The sequence below is a fragment of the Variovorax sp. 05T418 genome, from assembly GCF_056396385.1.
On the sequence record NZ_JBFTLJ010000014.1, the window covers coordinates 1 to 14,423 of the forward strand.

Here is a 14,423-nt window from a genome sequence, read left to right on the forward strand (position 1 = left end):
TGGTTGAAGCGCGCGCATTCCTMGAGCACGGCCTGCGCGGTTTCGAGGCCGGCGTCCTCGAAGCCCGGCAGCCTGGCGATCTCGCCGATGTTGGCCAGGTGCTCGATGTCGAACAGCATGTCCTTGAGGGGGGCGGTGTAGCTCATCTCTTGTCTCCAGATACAGCGGATACGAAAAGGGCATCGCGAACGATGCCCTCCGGCTCAGTGCGGCAATCGCGTCAGAGCGCCTTCACCAGTTCCGGCACCGCCGTGAACAGGTCAGCCACCAGGCCGTAGTCGGCCACCGAGAAGATCGGCGCCTCTTCGTCCTTGTTGATCGCCACGATCACCTTGGAGTCCTTCATGCCGGCCAGATGCTGGATCGCGCCCGAGATGCCGGCTGCGATGTACAACTGCGGCGCGACGATCTTGCCGGTCTGGCCCACCTGCCAGTCGTTGGGGGCGTAGCCCGCATCGACCGCGGCGCGGCTCGCGCCCAGGCCCGCGTTGAGCTTGTCGGCCAAGGGCGTCATCACTTCGGTGAACTTCTCGGCGCTGCCCAGGGCCCGGCCGCCCGAGACGATGATCTTGGCGGCGGTGAGTTCGGGGCGGTCGCTCTTGGTGACTTCGCGGCCCACGAAGCTGGACTTGCCCGAATCGGCCACGCCTTCGGCCGTTTCAACGCTTGCGCTGCCACCGGTGGCGGCTGCGGCGTCGAAGCCGGTGGTGCGCACGGTGATCACCTTGATCGGGTCTGCGCTCTGCACGGTGGCGATGGCGTTGCCGGCGTAGATCGGGCGCTCGAAGGTGTCGGGGCTCTCGACCTTGGTGATGTCGCTGATCTGCGCCACGTCGAGCTTGGCGGCCACGCGCGGCGCGACGTTCTTGCCGTTGGCAGTCGAGGGGAACAGGATGTGGCTGTAGTTGGCAGCGATGGCGAGCACCTGGGCGGCGACGTTCTCGGCCAGGTTTTCTGCGAGCGACGGGCTGTCGGCCACGATGACTTTGCTGACGCCCACGATCTGCGCGGCGGCCTTGCCGGCTTCGGCGGCATTGGCACCGGCCACGAGCACATGGACGTCGCCGCCGCAGGCGAGCGCCGCGGTCACGGTGTTGAGGGTCGCGGGCTTGACGGTCGCGTGGTCGTGTTCGGCAATAACAAGTGCGGTCATTTTTTGTTCCAAAAAATCTTGATCAGTTGGGGACAGAGCTTGCGGCTTCGCCACTGCGGTCTGTCCCGCAATGCCTTCAAATTACCTTCGCTTCGTTCTTCAGTTTGTCCACCAGCGTTGCAACATCAGGCACCTTGATGCCGGCGCCGCGCTTGGGCGGCTCGCTGACCTTGAGGGTCTTCAGGCGCGGCTTCACGTCCACGCCAAGGTCTTCGGGCTTGAAGGTGTCGAGCTGCTTCTTCTTGGCCTTCATGATGTTGGGCAAGGTGACGTAGCGCGGCTCGTTCAGGCGCAGGTCGGTCGTGATGACGGCCGGCAGGCTGAGCGTGATGGTCTCCAGGCCGCCGTCGACTTCGCGCGTGACGGTGGCCTTGCCGTCGGCCACTTCGACCTTGGAGGCAAAGGTGGCTTGCGGCAGGTCGGCCAGCGCGGCGAGCATCTGGCCGGTCTGGTTGGCGTCGTCGTCGATGGCCTGCTTGCCCAGGATGATCAGCTGGGGCTGTTCCTTGTCGACCAGGGCCTTCAGCAGCTTGGCGACGGCCAGCGGCTGCAGCTCTTCGGTGGTCTCGACCAGGATGCCGCGGTCGGCACCGATGGCCATGGCGGTGCGCAGGGTTTCCTGGCACTTGGCGTCGCCGCAGGAGACGGCGATCACTTCAGTGACCACGCCCTTTTCCTTCAGGCGCACGGCTTCTTCCACGGCGATCTCGTCGAAGGGGTTCATGCTCATCTTGACGTTGGCAATGTCCACTCCGGTGCCGTCGCTCTTCACGCGCACCTTGACGTTGTAATCGACGACCCGTTTGACAGGCACTAGAACCTTCATTGACTTGACTCCATTGGGATTGCAAAAAGGGGGCTTCGAGGGCAGCCGGTCATTTTAGGGTCCGGCCTTTGCCGCACCTGCGCCCATGGCGACTTGGCACCGCCGTGCAACAAAAAAGAACGACCGTGCTTTTTCGTGATTATACGGCAGCCTCGCGCGTGGCGGAAACGCCCGGCGGCAGCGACTCCACCCGCAGCACGCGCTGCGGATAGGGAATGTCCACGCCCGCGCTGCGCAGGCCCTCGAGAATGGCGATGTTGATGGCCGAGCGCACGTTGTCCTTGCCCTTGTCAGGGTCGGCCACCCAGAAGTTCAGCGTGAACTCCAGCCCGTCGGGCGCGAAGCTGGCGAGATAGGTCACGGGCTCGGGGTCGGTCATCACCCGGGCCTGGGCCTTGGCCGCCGCGCACAGGATGGCCTGCACCTGCGCCACGTCGCTGTCGTAGCCCACCACGATGCTGGTCGTGATGTTGAACTTGCGGTCCGCCATCGAGAGGTTCTCGACGCGGCTGGTGATGAGCGACTCGTTCGGCACGATGGCCTCGCGCCCGTTGCCCGCGCGGATGAGCGTGTAGCGGGTCTTGATGTCGGTGATGCGGCCCTCGAAGGTGTCGACCTTGACGTTGTCGCCGATGCGGATGGAGCGCTCCAGCAAGATCACGAAGCCGCTCACGTAGTTGGCCGCCAGCTTCTGCAGCCCGAAGCCCAGGCCTACGCCCAGCGCGCCGCCCAGCACCGAGAGCGCCGTGAGGTCGACCCCCACCGCCGACAGCGCGAACAGCAGGCCCACCAGCAGCAGGATGGCGCGCACCGCGTTCGAGGCCACCTTGCGCATCGACAGGTCGGTCACGGCTTCGCGCAGGATGCGCTTCTCGATGGTGGCGGCAATCCACAGCGCGATCACCAGCACCAGCCCGGCCGACAGCACGCCCTGGATGATGGTCTGCAGGCTGACGCTCGTCTTGCCGAAGGCCAGCGTGATGCCGTCGAGCTCGGCCAGCACCGGCGGCAGCAGCCCGACGATCCAGAGGATGGCGGCCATCCAGGCGAGCCACGAGATCGTTCGCTCCAGCAGCCGCACCAGGTTGGAGGCCGGAAAGACCGCCCGCATCACGCGCGCGAACAGCCGGATGACCGCCAGCGACAGGAACACCGACACCCCGATGCGCAGCACCAGTACGGGCTGGTAGCCGCTCACCAGGCGCCGGGCCAGCTCGGCGAAGACCAGCGCCAGCAGCGGGAACAAGAGCCCGTCGAAGGTGCGCTCGCCGAACCAGATGGAATCCTTCGGCTGGTCGCGCCCGAACCAGCGGGTGGCCACCCAGGCCAGGACCACGCAGGCGACCAGTGCCGCCAGCTCGATGCCCAGGCCGCGTGCGTCGACCTGGCCCAGGCGTTGTGTGAAATCGTTGAAATTCATCTCTTGGAAAAACAGGGCGCGGCATGTGCGCCGGCGGCTCTACAGATCGGCAAGGACGCGGATATGGGCTTCGACGCTGCGCGCGAGGGCGTCCAGGTTGTAGCCCCCTTCGAGCATCGAGACGATGCGGCCCTGCGCATGGCGCTGCGCGACGTCCCGCACGCGGCCGGTGATCCAGGCGAAGTCGTTCTCGGTGAGGCCGAGCTGGCCCAGGTCGTCCTCGCGGTGGGCGTCGAAGCCCGCGCTCACGAAGATCATCTCGGGCGCGAATTCCTCGAGCCGGGGCATCCAGGCGGCCTCGATCAGCTCGCGCACGTCCATGCCCCTGGTGTAGGCCGGGATCGGCAGGTTGAGCATGTTGGAGGCCGGGTGATCGGTGCCGCTGTACGGATAGAACGGATGCTGGAAGAAGCCCACCATCAGCACGCGCGGATCGTTCGACAGGATGTTCTCGGTGCCGTTGCCATGGTGCACGTCGAAATCGACGATGGCCACGCGCTCCAGCCCGTGCACCTCGAGCGCATGCCGCGCCGCAATGGCCACGTTGTTGAGGAAGCAGAAGCCCATGGCCTGTTCATAGCAGGCGTGGTGCCCGGGCGGGCGCACCGAGCAGAACGCGTTGTCGACCTCGCCCGCCATCACCGCGTCGGTGGCAGCAATGGCGGCGCCGGCGGCGCGGCGCGCAGCCAGCAGGGTGAAGCGGTTCAAAATGGTGTCGGGGTCGAGCTGCGCATGGCGGGGGCCGCCGGCCGGCTCGTCGGCCACCAGGCGCTGGTGCAGCGATTCAAGGTGTTCGAGGTGCGCCTCGCTGTGTGCGCGGGTGATCTGGGCCAGGGTGGCCAGCGGCACGTCGCGGTGTTCGAGGGCATCGCCCACGCCGGTGAGCAGCAGCCTGTCCTCGATGGCGTCGAGCCGTTCGGGACATTCGGGATGGCCCCGGCCCATGTCGTGCTTCCAGCAATCGCGATGTGTGAAGTAGCCGGTCTTGCCCATGTGTTTGCCGTGTCTCTGTCGTATCTAGACCTCACACGGCATGGGGCCGCGCAGTCTTACGGTATCGTTTGCATATGGATACAAATATGGACGTTGCTGCGAAGCTTGCCACTTTGCTGAGTCAGCTTAACACGGTGATCGTGGGCAAGGAGCCCCAGGTGCGCGACTGCGTGGCCTGCCTGCTCGCGGGCGGGCACCTGCTGATCGAGGATGTGCCGGGCGTCGGCAAGACCACCCTCGCCCATGCGCTGTCGCACACCTTCGGGCTGCAGTTTTCCCGCGTGCAATTCACTGCCGACCTGATGCCGGGCGACCTCTCGGGCGTGGCCATCTACGACCGGGGCCAGCAGGCCTTCGTCTTCCACCCCGGGCCGATCTTCGCGCAGGTGCTGCTGGCGGACGAAATCAACCGCGCCAGCCCCAAGACGCAGAGCGCGCTGCTCGAGGCCATGGAAGAAAAGCAGGTCACCATCGAAGGCGAGACGCGGCCGCTGCCCACGCCCTTCTTCGTGATTGCCACGCAGAACCCGCAGGACCAGCTCGGCACCTTCGCGCTGCCCGAATCGCAGCTCGACCGCTTCCTCATGCGCATCTCGCTGGGCTACCCCGACCGCGCCGCCGAACGCGAGCTGCTCTCGGGCGCCGACCGCCGCGAAATGCTGGCCACCCTGCCCGCGCTCCTGACAGCCGGCGAGCTCACGGCGCTGCAGCAGCGCGTGCAGCAGGTGCATGCGGCCGAGCCGCTGCTGAACTACGTGCAGGACCTGATCGCGGCCACGCGCTCCGGCCGCTGGTTCCTGCAGGGCCTCTCGCCGCGCGCCGGCATTGCCGTGCTGCGCGCCGCCAAGGCGCAGGCGCTGCTGGCCAACCGCAACTATGTTGCGCCCGACGACGTGCAGTCGATCCTGCCGCAGACCATTGCGCACCGCCTCACGCCGGTGGGCGACGCGGGCCGGGGCGCGGTGGAGCAGGTGCGCGCGATGATCGCGGACGTGCCGCTGCCGTGAAAACAAGCACGCCCGCCGGCCGCCGATGATCGCGTCGCTACGCTCGCGCATGGACGGCTGGTTCCTGTCGCGCCGGCCGCCTTCGGACACGCTCGAGCTCACGCAGCGCAACGTCTACATCGTGCCCACGCGCGCCGGCTGGACGCTGGGCGCCACGCTGCTGGTGCTGCTGATCGCGTCGATCAACTACCAGCTCAACCTCGGCTACCTGCTGACCTTCCTGCTCGCGGGCAGCGTGGCCGTGGGCATGCACGTGAGCCACGCCACGCTACGCGGCCTGGCCATGCACATGATGGCGCCGGAGGCGCACTATGCGGGCGCCGCCGCGGTCTTTCGCGTGGTGCTGCACAACACGCGGCGCAGCGTGCGCTACGGCATCGGCATGGCCGTTCGCGGCAGCGGCCAGTGGGCCTGGACCGACGTCCCGGCCGAGGGCAGCGCCACCGTCGAGATCGCCTTCAAGCCCGAGCGGCGTGGGCTCCATCCAGTGCCCACGCTCACCGCCGAAACGCGCTTTCCGCTTGGCACCTTCCGCGTCTGGACGGTGTGGCGCCCGGCCGCGAAGATGCTGGTCTATCCCGCGCCCGAGGCGCATCCGCCGCCGCTGCCGCCGGGCGAGCCGCTGTCGGGCCCGGCCGCCACGTCGGCCGCCCTGCGCGCCCAGGCCGCCGGCGAATACGACGGCCTCCGTGCCTACCGGCGTGGCGATCCGCTCAAGCTCGTGGTCTGGAAGAAGGCGGCCCGCGCGCAAGCCACCGGCTCCGAAGACCTGGTGAGCCGCGACACGCAGCAGACGCAGCGCGAAGAACTGTGGCTCGACGCCCAGGCCACCCAGCTGGCCGACACCGAAGCCCGGGTGTCGCGGCTGTGCGCCTGGGTGCTGATGGCGGACCGCCTGGGCGTGGACTACGGCATCCGCGTGGCCGCGCGCGTGGTGCAGCCCTCGCAGGGCGAAGCCCACCGAAGAGCCTGCCTGGAGGCGCTGGCGCTATGTTGAATCATCCGAACTCCGCTCGTTCTTCTCCAGGCCGGGAGCCGCGCACATGAACAAGTTCATGCGCGAGATCTCGGCGCTGCCACGGGACGCCCGGGACACGCTGTTCCTGCTTGCGGTGATCGCGCTCATCGTGCTGCCGCAGGCCGCGAACCTGCCCTGGTGGTGCACCGCCATCACGGCGATGGTGCTGGTGTGGCGCAGCACGCTCGCCGTGGAGGCCCGTCCGCTGCCGGGCAAGTGGGCGCGCGTGGGCCTGCTGGTGCTGGCGCTGGCCGCCACCTTCGCCACCCACCGCACCCTGCTGGGGCGCGACGCCGGGGTCACGCTGATCGTGATCCTGCTCGCGCTCAAGACGCTGGAGCTGCGCGCGCGCCGCGACGCCTTCGTCATCTTCTTCCTGGGCTTCTTCGCGATGCTCACGAACTTCTTCTACTCGCAGTCGCTGATGACCGCGGTCGCCATGCTGCTGGCGCTGCTGGGCCTGCTCACCGCGCTGGTCAATGCGCACATGCCGGTGGGCAAGCCGCCATTGATGCAGGCCGCGCGCACCGCCAGCTGGATGGCCCTGGCGGGCGCGCCGATCATGCTCGCGCTGTTCCTGCTGTTTCCGCGCTTTGCGCCGCTGTGGGGCACGCCCGCCGATGCGATGGCCGGACGCACGGGCCTGTCGAACACCATGCGCGTGGGCACCATTGCCGAACTCGCGCTCGACGGCAGCATTGCGGCGCGCATCAAGTTCGACGACAACCGCGCGCCGCCGCAGAGCCAGCTGTATTTCCGCGGTCCGGTGCTCGCGCAGTTCGACGGGCGCGAGTGGAGCGCGCTGCCGTCCTGGGCGCGCGGCGCGCCGCCATCGGGCAACCTGCGCACCAGCGGCCCGCCGGTGCGCTACGAGGTCACGCTCGAGCCCAACCACCGCCCCTGGCTGCTCACGCTCGATGCGGCGCCCACCGCACCGCAGGCGCCCGGCTATGAAGTCACGGGCACGCCCGACCTGCAATGGGTGGCGAACCGCCCCATCTCCGATCTCGTGCGCTACCGCGCCGAGAGCTACACCCAGTTCCACAGCGGCCCGCTGCGGCAGACGGCCGCGCTGCGGCCCTACCTCGCGCTGCCGCCCGGATCGAACCCGCGCACCGCCGCGCTCGCCGCGGAAATGCGCGCCCAGCCCGCGCTGGCCAGCGGCGGCACCCAGGCCTTCATCCGCGCCGCACTGCAGCGGCTGCGCACCGGCGGCTACAGCTACACGCTGGAGCCCGGCGTCTACGGCAACGACACGGCCGACGAGTTCTGGTTCGACCGCAAGGAGGGCTTCTGCGAACACATCGCCTCGGCCTTCGTGGTGCTGATGCGCGCGGCGGGCATTCCGGCGCGCATCGTGACCGGCTACCAGGGCGGCGAACTCAACAGCGTCGACAACTACTGGGTCCTGCGCCAGAGCGATGCGCACGCCTGGGCCGAAGTCTGGGAAGACGGCACCGGCTGGGTGCGCGTCGATCCCACGGGCGCGGTGTCGCCGGGGCGGGTCGGCCAGCTGCAGCGGCTGGTGCCGCAGCCGGGCCTGTTCGCCGGCGCCATCGGCGCGATGAGCCCCACGCTGGCGCAGAACCTGCGCGCCGCCTGGGAGGCAGTGAACAACGGCTGGAACCAGTGGGTGCTCAACTACACGCAAAGCCGCCAGCTCAACCTGCTCAAGAGCATCGGCTTCAACGCGCCGAGCCTCGAGGACCTGGCCTACGTGCTGCTCTACCTGCTGGTGGGCGCAAGCCTTGCCGGCGCGGCATGGACCCTGTGGGAGCGCAGCCAGCACGACCCGTGGCTGCGCCTGCTCGGCCAGGCACGCGCACGCCTCGCCAAGGCCGGGCTCCAGCTGCCCGACACCGCGCCGCCGCGCCAGATGGCCGCCCAGGCCGAGGCGCGCTTCGGCCCGGCGGCACAGGCCGTGCGCGAATGGCTGCTGAAGCTCGAAGCCCAGCGCTACGCCCCGGCCTCGCCGGCTTCGCTCGCGGCGCTGCGGGCCGAGTTCCGGCGCCTGGACTGGCCGGCCGCGCCCACCGCGCGGCGCTGAGGCCGCACGCGTCCCGCCGAGCCGGGCTCGTGCGAACGGCACAATCGGCGCCATGCGATTTTTTCTTCCCGCACCGCGCCGCGCCGCCGCCGTCGCCCTCCTCGCCGCCTGCTGCGCAGGGTCCATCGGGGCGCAGGCCCAGAAAGCTCCCAGCGCCCGCAGCGTGAAAACCGTGGCCGGCAGCACGCCCTACGCCACGCGCGACGACGCCATGCGCTTTGCCGACGAGGTGGCCGAGCGCCGCGGCCTCGACCGCGAATGGGTGCGCGCCACCATCGGCAGCGCGCGCTTCTTGCCGAACGTGCCGCGCCTGATGCTGCCGGGCCCGGCCGGCACGGTGAAGAACTGGCAGGCCTACCGCAGCCGCTTCATCGACGCGACGCGCATCGCCGCCGGCGTGCGCTTCTGGCGCAGCAACGCCGGCACGCTCGCGCGCGCAGAGGCGATGTATGGCGTGCCGGCCGAGATCATCGTGGGCATCGTCGGCGTGGAGACCATCTACGGCCGCAACATGGGCAGCTTCCGCGTGATCGATGCACTGGCCACGCTGTCGTTCGACTTTCCGCAGGCCCATCCGCGCGCGGCCGAGCGCGAAGCCTTCTTCCGCGGCGAGCTCGAGAGCTTCCTGAGCACCGAAAGCCGCACAGCCGACAACCCCCTGCTGCCCGTGGGCAGCTATGCGGGCGCCATGGGCATGCCGCAGTTCATGCCCAGCAGCATCGCCAAGTACGCGGTCGACTTCGACGGCGACGGCCGCATCGACCTCGTCGACAACCCCGCCGACGTGATCGGTTCGGTGGCCAACTACTTCAAGGCCTTCGGCTGGACGCCCGGCATGCCCGCGACCTACCCGGTGCATTTCGAGGAGGCCCGCCTCAAGAAGGCGCTGCTGCTGGCGCCCGACATCCTGCCGAGCTTCAGCACCGACAGCTTCGTGGCGGCCGGTGCGGTGCCCGAAGGCGAGGGCCTGCGCCACAAGGGCCTGCTCGCACTGATCGAACTGCAGAACGGCGCCGACGCGCCGCCGACCTATGTGGCCGGCACGCGCAACTTCTACGTGATCACGCGCTACAACTGGAGCAGCTACTACGCGATGTCGGTGCTCGACCTCGGCCAGGAGGTCAAGGCCGCCATGGAGCCATAGCCCGATGGCGCCCGAGGCACTGCGGAACCACTGGAACGCTGCCTGGCGCGCGCTGGGCGTGGCCGCTGCCGACGAGGCGCTCGGCATCGAGCTGCAGCGCCGCTACGGCGAGCCGCAGCGCCACTACCACACGCTGCAGCACCTCGGCGAATGCCTGGCCTGGTTCGAGCGCGAGAAGGAAGCGGCCGAGCACCCCGGTGAAGTGGCGCTCGCGCTGTGGTTCCACGACGCGGTCTACGACGTGCATGCGCACGACAACGAGGCACGCAGCGCCGATTGGGCGCGCAGCGCCATCGTCTCGGCCGGTGCTCCGTCCGACGCCGCCGAACGCGTGCATGCCCTCGTGATGGCCACGCGCCACGATGCCGTGCCCGAAGGCCGCGACGCCGAACTGCTGGTCGACATCGACCTGTCGATCCTTGGCGCGGATCCTGCGCGCTTCGACGAATACGAACGGCAGGTGCATGCCGAATATGCCTTCGTGCCCGACGAGGTACGCCGGCCGCGCCGCCGCGCGATCCTGCAGCGCTTTCTTGCGCGCGAGGCGATCTACGCCACGCCGCGAATGCACGCGCTGCTGGAGGCAAGGGCCCGCGCCAACCTGGCACGGTCGATCGCGGCGCTGGCCTGATCGCCCGGTTCCGGAGCGGCTTTGCGGTGCTTCAGGCCGGCACCAGCCGCCACCATTCGGAGCGCGGCTTCTCGCCATTGCGCTCCTCTTCCACCACGCCGACCAGCAAGCCGGCGCTTGCGGCGCCCAGCTTCGAGAGCTGCAGCAACTGCTGCGGATCGCGGCACAGCGCAAAGCTCGCGTCGCCCTGCCATTCGAGGCAGCGGCCGACCTCCGCCAGCATCAGCGCAGGCTGGCCCTGCATGAAGGTGAACGGCATCAGCATGCCGGCGTCGAGCTGCGCCAGGCCCGCATGCGTCGCGCCCCAGGCGCCGCGCAGGCTCGATACACGCAGGCGGGCCCCCGCGGGCAAGGCCGCCTCGCCCGCGGCATCGAGGCACTGCCGGGCCCCGAACATCGCAAGCTCGGTCCAGAGCCCGACGCGCCGCGGCCGCCGGCCGAGCCGGTGCGCGAGCTGGTCGCGCCAGTCAACAGGCAGCGGATCGGCCGCGAAGTGGGCGACGGTGCGCCATGCGGGGGCGGAACCGGCGTTCATCGGCCATCCTCCAGCACCAGCGAGGCGTGCCCGCCGCCGAACCCGACCACGTTGAAGAGGATGTTGCGCAGCCCGGCCGGCGCCTGCGTGCTCAGCGCAATGCCGAGTTCATCGTCGATGGCATAGCCAGCGGACGGCCACACGCCACTCTCGATGCAGGCAACGAGCAAGACCAGCTCGGCGGCCCCCGAGGCGCCCAGCGTGTGGCCGATCGCCGACTTGAGCGACACCAGCGGCGGCAGCGGATCGAAGACCTGCTTCAAGGCCAGCGCCTCGATCGCATCGTTGGCCGGGCTGCCCGCGGCCTGCACCTTGACCAGGCCGATGTCCTGCGGCCGCAGCCCGCTCTGCGCCAACGCTTGATGGCACATCGCAAGCACCGCGCTGGCCTCGGTGCCCGAGGGATTGCGCCCATCGACCACGTTGGCCCCGCCCGCAATGCGCCAGCGCGCCGCGCGCGAACCGAGCCGCAATGCGGCCACCGCCTCGCCGAGCACCAGCCCGTTGCGCCCGGCGCCGAAAGGCCGCGCGCCATCCGGCGAGAGCAGCTGCATCGCGCCGAAGCCGGCCACCGTGAAGCGGTTGCCGAGCTCGGCGCCGATCACCAGCGCCTCGTCGGCCTGGCCGCCTCGGATCAGGTCGCAAGCCGCGAGCACCGCATTGAGCGCCGAGGTGCAGGCCGTGGAGATGGTGAAGACCGGCCCCTGCCAGTCGAGCGCAGCGGCCACGAGGCCCGCAAAGTCCTGCAGGTCGCCGCCGAGCCGCAGGTCCTGCACCGTGTGCTCCATGCCGCCGATGTCCAGCGAGGACGATGCGACGAAGAGCGGCCCGGACCGCGCTGCCGCTGTTCCTTCGTACGCCTGTGCGGCCACGCCGCGCACGACGCGCGCGAGCCGCTGCCGCCAGTCGCCTTCCTGCGGCGGCAGCATGTGGACCGGCCACTGCACGCCTTCCGAAACCGCGACCGGTACAGGCGGAACGCCGCCGCGTGCCAGGGCCTCCACGGCGGTCGGAAGATCGTTGCCCAGCGTGCAGGCCAGGCCCATGCCGGCAAGGTACACGCTCCTGACGCTCATGCCTTGCCCGCTTGCACCAGGTGGTCCGCCAGATGGACGATGGAAGTGAGCGCGCGGCGCGTTTCCTTGCTGTCGGGCATGCGCACGCCGAAGCGCTGCTGGATCGTCATCGACACCTGCAGCGCGTCGAGCGAATCGAGGTCGAGCCGGGCCTCGGGCCCGAACAGCGGCTCGTCGTCGCCAAGGCCGCCCGGCGGCGCGTCCTTTTCGACGGCCTCGAGCACCATGGCCTTCAGGCTGGCGATGAATTCAGCGGAATGGAAATGGGTGGTCACGATGCGCGCCTGCGAAACAGAAAGACGGCGAGAAGGAACATGGCCGCCGCAAACACCACGAGCCGGCCGACCTGCGGCAGCGTCTCGGCCACGCCGCCGCCGCGCAGCAGCACGGTGAGCAGCGCCTCCAGCCCCCAGTTCATTGGCGAGATCTCGACCAGCCGCTGCATGAAGCCCGGCATCACGAACTTGGGCACCATGATGCCGCCCGCCGCCGCCATCAGCACGTTGACCATCGGCCCGATGGTGGCGGCCTGCGCATGGCTGCGCACCGCGCAGGCCAGTGCCAGCGAGAGGCTCACCGCGGCCAGGCTCACGGCCGCCAGCGCCAGCACCAGCGCGCCCCAATGGATGCCCGCGAGCGAAAGCGCGTCGCCGCCGATCAGCGGCATCAGCCAGATGCCGGCGGCCAGCATCAGTACGGCCTGCAGCGCGTTGACGCCCAGGTAGGGCAGCGCCTTCGACATCAGCAGCATGACGCGCGACACGCCCAGGCTGCGCAGCCGGCCCAGCGCACCCGAGCTGCGTTCCTGCACGAACAGGCTGGAGAGCGAAGCAACCACGAAGAACATGCCGAACACCAGCCACGCGGGCACGTTCTGCTGCACCGAAGTGGGCCGCGGGCCGGCGGTGGCAAAGCGCTCGGCGTTCACCAGCGCCTGGATCGAGGCACCCGGCGGCGGGCCCGAGGTGCCGGGCACCGCGAGCGCCAGGCGCGCCTTCAGTTCGCCGGACGCCCCGACGAGCTCGGCGCGCAGCGCGTTGAACAGGTTGGCGTCGATGCCCGGGTCCGTCAGAAGCCGGATGTGGGCCTTGGTCGACAGCGCGGCCGATTCGAGCTCCGCCGACAGTCCGGGCTCCAGCACGATCACGTACTTGAGCGCACCGCTTCGCAGCTGCGCCTGCCAGTCGGCATCGAGCGCCCTGGGCGCGCCGTGGCTGCGCTGCCAGATCTGCTGCAGCCATTGCGCGGGTGTCTCGGTGTCGCGCCGGTCGACCGCATAGCTCAGTTCGGCCAGCGGCGGGCGGTAGATGTCCTTCAACGTGAGCGACATCAGCACGATGAAGACCATCGGCATCAGGAACAGCGCCGCCAGCCCGTGCATGTCGCGCACGAGTGCGAGCAGTTCCTTCTTGATGAGCGCGAGGAGCATGGTGCTTCTTCAGTCGCGCAGCGAGCGATGGGTGAGCGCCATGAAGAGCTGCTCGAGATCGTGGCGGCCGAACTCGGCGTGGCGCACCTCGATGCCTTCGGCTTCCAGCGCCTGCAGCACGGGGCCAGGCCCGGTGCCTTCGCGCAGGTGAATGCGCCAGTGCACGCCGCCCTGCTCCACCGTGCCGAAGCGCGAGAGCTTCTGCGCGTCGAGCCCGTCGGCGGCCAGCGTGAGCAGCATGGCGCTCTTGGACAGCAGTTGCTCGAGCGAGCCTTCGCGCAGCACGCGGCCATGGTCGAGGATGGCCACGCGATCGGCAATGGCCTCGATCTCTTCCATGTAGTGCGAGGCATAGATCACCGCCGCGCCCTGCTGCGCCAGGCTCTTGATGGCATCGAGAATGAAGGCGCGCGACTGCGGATCGACGCCCACCGTGGGCTCGTCGAACAGCATCAGCTCGGGCTCGGGCAGCAGCGCGATGGCCAGGTTGAGGCGGCGCTTGAGGCCGCCCGAGAGCCGCTCGGCGCGCACGCCGACAAACTGTTCGAGCTGCGCAAAGTGCGTGCAGGCCTCGATGCGCGCCTTCTTGCGCGCGCCGTCCAGGCCACCCGCCGCGGCAAAGCATGCGAGGTTCTCGGCCACGGTGAGCATCGGATAGAAGGCCTGGTCCTGCGGCGCCACGGCGATGCGCGTGGGGGCCTTGGCGCGCACCTGCTGCAGCGGCTGGCCGTCGATGAGGATCTCGCCCGACTGCACGGCGAGCGCGCCCGACAGATGCGAAATCAACGTGGTCTTGCCCGCGCCGTTGGGGCCGAGCAGGCCCATGACGCAACCCCGGGGCACCGCAAGCGAGACGTCGGTCAGCGCGGCCGCGTCGGCGTGCGGATAGCGGTGGCCGAGGTTCTTCAGTTCCAGCATCGGGCGGTGTCTTGTTTGGGAGGCTGCTGTTCGGGGTGCGCTCCCGCCGACGGGGTACCTTGCTCCGCGAATGTCCTCCGGCCTTCGGCCTCCCCCTTGATTTCGCTGCGCAAGGCACCCCATCGACGAGAGCGTTGGACAGAGCGGTGGTTGATCAGCGATACACACAGAGCGTGCCCTGGTGCACAGGGCATCGGGTGCTCCCCGCAGCGAAATAAAGGAGGAG

At 69.3% G+C, this 14,423-nt stretch carries 15 protein-coding genes; 5 read left to right on the forward strand and 10 right to left on the reverse strand.

The window, feature by feature from the left end; translation table 11 throughout:
• The 5 genes from AC1DMS_RS24135 to AC1DMS_RS24155 all read right to left on the reverse strand — a co-directional run.
• The coding region (locus AC1DMS_RS24135) for an acyl-CoA dehydrogenase N-terminal domain-containing protein (RefSeq protein ID WP_478181939.1) at nucleotides 1–146 on the reverse strand (146 nt) is incomplete at its 3' end.
• A 74-nt stretch (nucleotides 147–220) separates the two neighbouring features.
• Nucleotides 221–1,153, reverse strand: a complete 933-nt coding sequence (locus AC1DMS_RS24140; RefSeq protein ID WP_478081377.1) for an electron transfer flavoprotein subunit alpha/FixB family protein — start codon at nucleotides 1,151–1,153, stop codon at nucleotides 221–223.
• A gap of 76 nt (nucleotides 1,154–1,229) precedes the next feature.
• Nucleotides 1,230–1,979: an electron transfer flavoprotein subunit beta/FixA family protein gene (locus AC1DMS_RS24145; RefSeq protein ID WP_062361769.1), complete on the reverse strand. Its 750-nt coding sequence runs from the start codon at nucleotides 1,977–1,979 to the stop codon at nucleotides 1,230–1,232.
• A 139-nt stretch (nucleotides 1,980–2,118) separates the two neighbouring features.
• A complete protein-coding gene (locus AC1DMS_RS24150; RefSeq protein WP_012748472.1) occupies nucleotides 2,119–3,399 on the reverse strand; it encodes a mechanosensitive ion channel family protein in 1,281 nt (426 codons plus the stop codon).
• Between the two features lie 39 nt (nucleotides 3,400–3,438).
• A complete protein-coding gene (locus AC1DMS_RS24155; RefSeq protein WP_478081378.1) occupies nucleotides 3,439–4,392 on the reverse strand; it encodes a histone deacetylase family protein in 954 nt (317 codons plus the stop codon).
• 86 nt (nucleotides 4,393–4,478) lie between these two features.
• Here AC1DMS_RS24155 and AC1DMS_RS24160 point away from each other — a divergent pair, with 86 nt between their 5' ends.
• The 5 genes from AC1DMS_RS24160 to AC1DMS_RS24180 are packed head-to-tail and all read left to right on the forward strand — an operon-like array spanning nucleotide 4,479 to nucleotide 10,239.
• Nucleotides 4,479–5,399: an AAA family ATPase gene (locus AC1DMS_RS24160; protein ID WP_012748474.1), complete on the forward strand. Its 921-nt coding sequence runs from the start codon at nucleotides 4,479–4,481 to the stop codon at nucleotides 5,397–5,399.
• Between the two features lie 25 nt (nucleotides 5,400–5,424).
• Complete coding sequence (locus tag AC1DMS_RS24165; RefSeq protein WP_478081379.1) at nucleotides 5,425–6,396, forward strand: DUF58 domain-containing protein; 972 nt, start codon at nucleotides 5,425–5,427, stop codon at nucleotides 6,394–6,396.
• A gap of 46 nt (nucleotides 6,397–6,442) precedes the next feature.
• Complete coding sequence (locus AC1DMS_RS24170) at nucleotides 6,443–8,464, forward strand: transglutaminase TgpA family protein (RefSeq protein ID WP_478081380.1); 2,022 nt, start codon at nucleotides 6,443–6,445, stop codon at nucleotides 8,462–8,464.
• Nucleotides 8,465–8,516: 52 nt separating this feature from the next.
• Nucleotides 8,517–9,608: a lytic murein transglycosylase B gene (gene mltB, locus AC1DMS_RS24175; RefSeq protein ID WP_478081381.1), complete on the forward strand. Its 1,092-nt coding sequence runs from the start codon at nucleotides 8,517–8,519 to the stop codon at nucleotides 9,606–9,608.
• Nucleotides 9,609–9,612: 4 nt separating this feature from the next.
• On the forward strand, nucleotides 9,613–10,239 hold the full coding sequence (locus AC1DMS_RS24180) for an HD domain-containing protein (protein WP_062366569.1): 627 nt from the start codon (nucleotides 9,613–9,615) through the stop codon (nucleotides 10,237–10,239).
• A 31-nt stretch (nucleotides 10,240–10,270) separates the two neighbouring features.
• On the opposite strand, the gene AC1DMS_RS24185 is transcribed toward AC1DMS_RS24180, so the two are convergent.
• From AC1DMS_RS24185 to AC1DMS_RS24205, 5 genes are read right to left on the reverse strand one after another with little or no spacing between them, the layout of a single operon-like run.
• A complete protein-coding gene (locus AC1DMS_RS24185; RefSeq protein WP_018907381.1) occupies nucleotides 10,271–10,774 on the reverse strand; it encodes a hypothetical protein in 504 nt (167 codons plus the stop codon).
• Complete coding sequence (locus tag AC1DMS_RS24190) at nucleotides 10,771–11,850, reverse strand: beta-ketoacyl synthase N-terminal-like domain-containing protein (RefSeq protein ID WP_478084176.1); 1,080 nt, start codon at nucleotides 11,848–11,850, stop codon at nucleotides 10,771–10,773. Before AC1DMS_RS24190 ends, AC1DMS_RS24185 begins: the two co-directional genes overlap by 4 nt.
• Entirely contained in the window at nucleotides 11,847–12,125 is a 279-nt protein-coding gene (locus AC1DMS_RS24195) for an acyl carrier protein (protein WP_278879944.1), read from the reverse strand. The genes AC1DMS_RS24190 and AC1DMS_RS24195 overlap by 4 nt, the downstream gene beginning before the upstream one ends.
• Nucleotides 12,122–13,279, reverse strand: coding sequence for an ABC transporter permease (locus AC1DMS_RS24200; RefSeq protein ID WP_478081383.1), 1,158 nt, complete (start codon nucleotides 13,277–13,279; stop codon nucleotides 12,122–12,124). The genes AC1DMS_RS24195 and AC1DMS_RS24200 overlap by 4 nt, the downstream gene beginning before the upstream one ends.
• A 9-nt stretch (nucleotides 13,280–13,288) precedes the next feature.
• The gene (locus AC1DMS_RS24205; protein ID WP_478081384.1) at nucleotides 13,289–14,197 is read right to left on the reverse strand and encodes an ABC transporter ATP-binding protein; all 909 of its coding nucleotides are present in this window, start codon (nucleotides 14,195–14,197) and stop codon (nucleotides 13,289–13,291) included.
• Nucleotides 14,198–14,423 lie beyond the last annotated feature (226 nt).

Bases quoted from the DNA above. Each gene is read 5' to 3' on its own strand.
- AC1DMS_RS24140 (WP_478081377.1), bottom strand. From the start codon at position 1,153: ATGACCGCACTTGTTATTGCCGAACACGACCACGCGACCGTCAAGCCC.
- AC1DMS_RS24145 (WP_062361769.1), bottom strand. From the start codon at position 1,979: ATGAAGGTTCTAGTGCCTGTCAAACGGGTCGTCGATTACAACGTCAAG.
- AC1DMS_RS24150 (WP_012748472.1), bottom strand. From the start codon at position 3,399: ATGAATTTCAACGATTTCACACAACGCCTGGGCCAGGTCGACGCACGC.
- AC1DMS_RS24155 (WP_478081378.1), bottom strand. From the start codon at position 4,392: ATGGGCAAGACCGGCTACTTCACACATCGCGATTGCTGGAAGCACGAC.
- AC1DMS_RS24160 (WP_012748474.1), top strand. From the start codon at position 4,479: ATGGACGTTGCTGCGAAGCTTGCCACTTTGCTGAGTCAGCTTAACACG.
- AC1DMS_RS24165 (WP_478081379.1), top strand. From the start codon at position 5,425: ATGATCGCGTCGCTACGCTCGCGCATGGACGGCTGGTTCCTGTCGCGC.
- AC1DMS_RS24170 (WP_478081380.1), top strand. From the start codon at position 6,443: ATGAACAAGTTCATGCGCGAGATCTCGGCGCTGCCACGGGACGCCCGG.
- mltB (WP_478081381.1), top strand. From the start codon at position 8,517: ATGCGATTTTTTCTTCCCGCACCGCGCCGCGCCGCCGCCGTCGCCCTC.
- AC1DMS_RS24180 (WP_062366569.1), top strand. From the start codon at position 9,613: ATGGCGCCCGAGGCACTGCGGAACCACTGGAACGCTGCCTGGCGCGCG.
- AC1DMS_RS24185 (WP_018907381.1), bottom strand. From the start codon at position 10,774: ATGAACGCCGGTTCCGCCCCCGCATGGCGCACCGTCGCCCACTTCGCG.
- AC1DMS_RS24190 (WP_478084176.1), bottom strand. From the start codon at position 11,850: ATGAGCGTCAGGAGCGTGTACCTTGCCGGCATGGGCCTGGCCTGCACG.
- AC1DMS_RS24200 (WP_478081383.1), bottom strand. From the start codon at position 13,279: ATGCTCCTCGCGCTCATCAAGAAGGAACTGCTCGCACTCGTGCGCGAC.
- AC1DMS_RS24205 (WP_478081384.1), bottom strand. From the start codon at position 14,197: ATGCTGGAACTGAAGAACCTCGGCCACCGCTATCCGCACGCCGACGCG.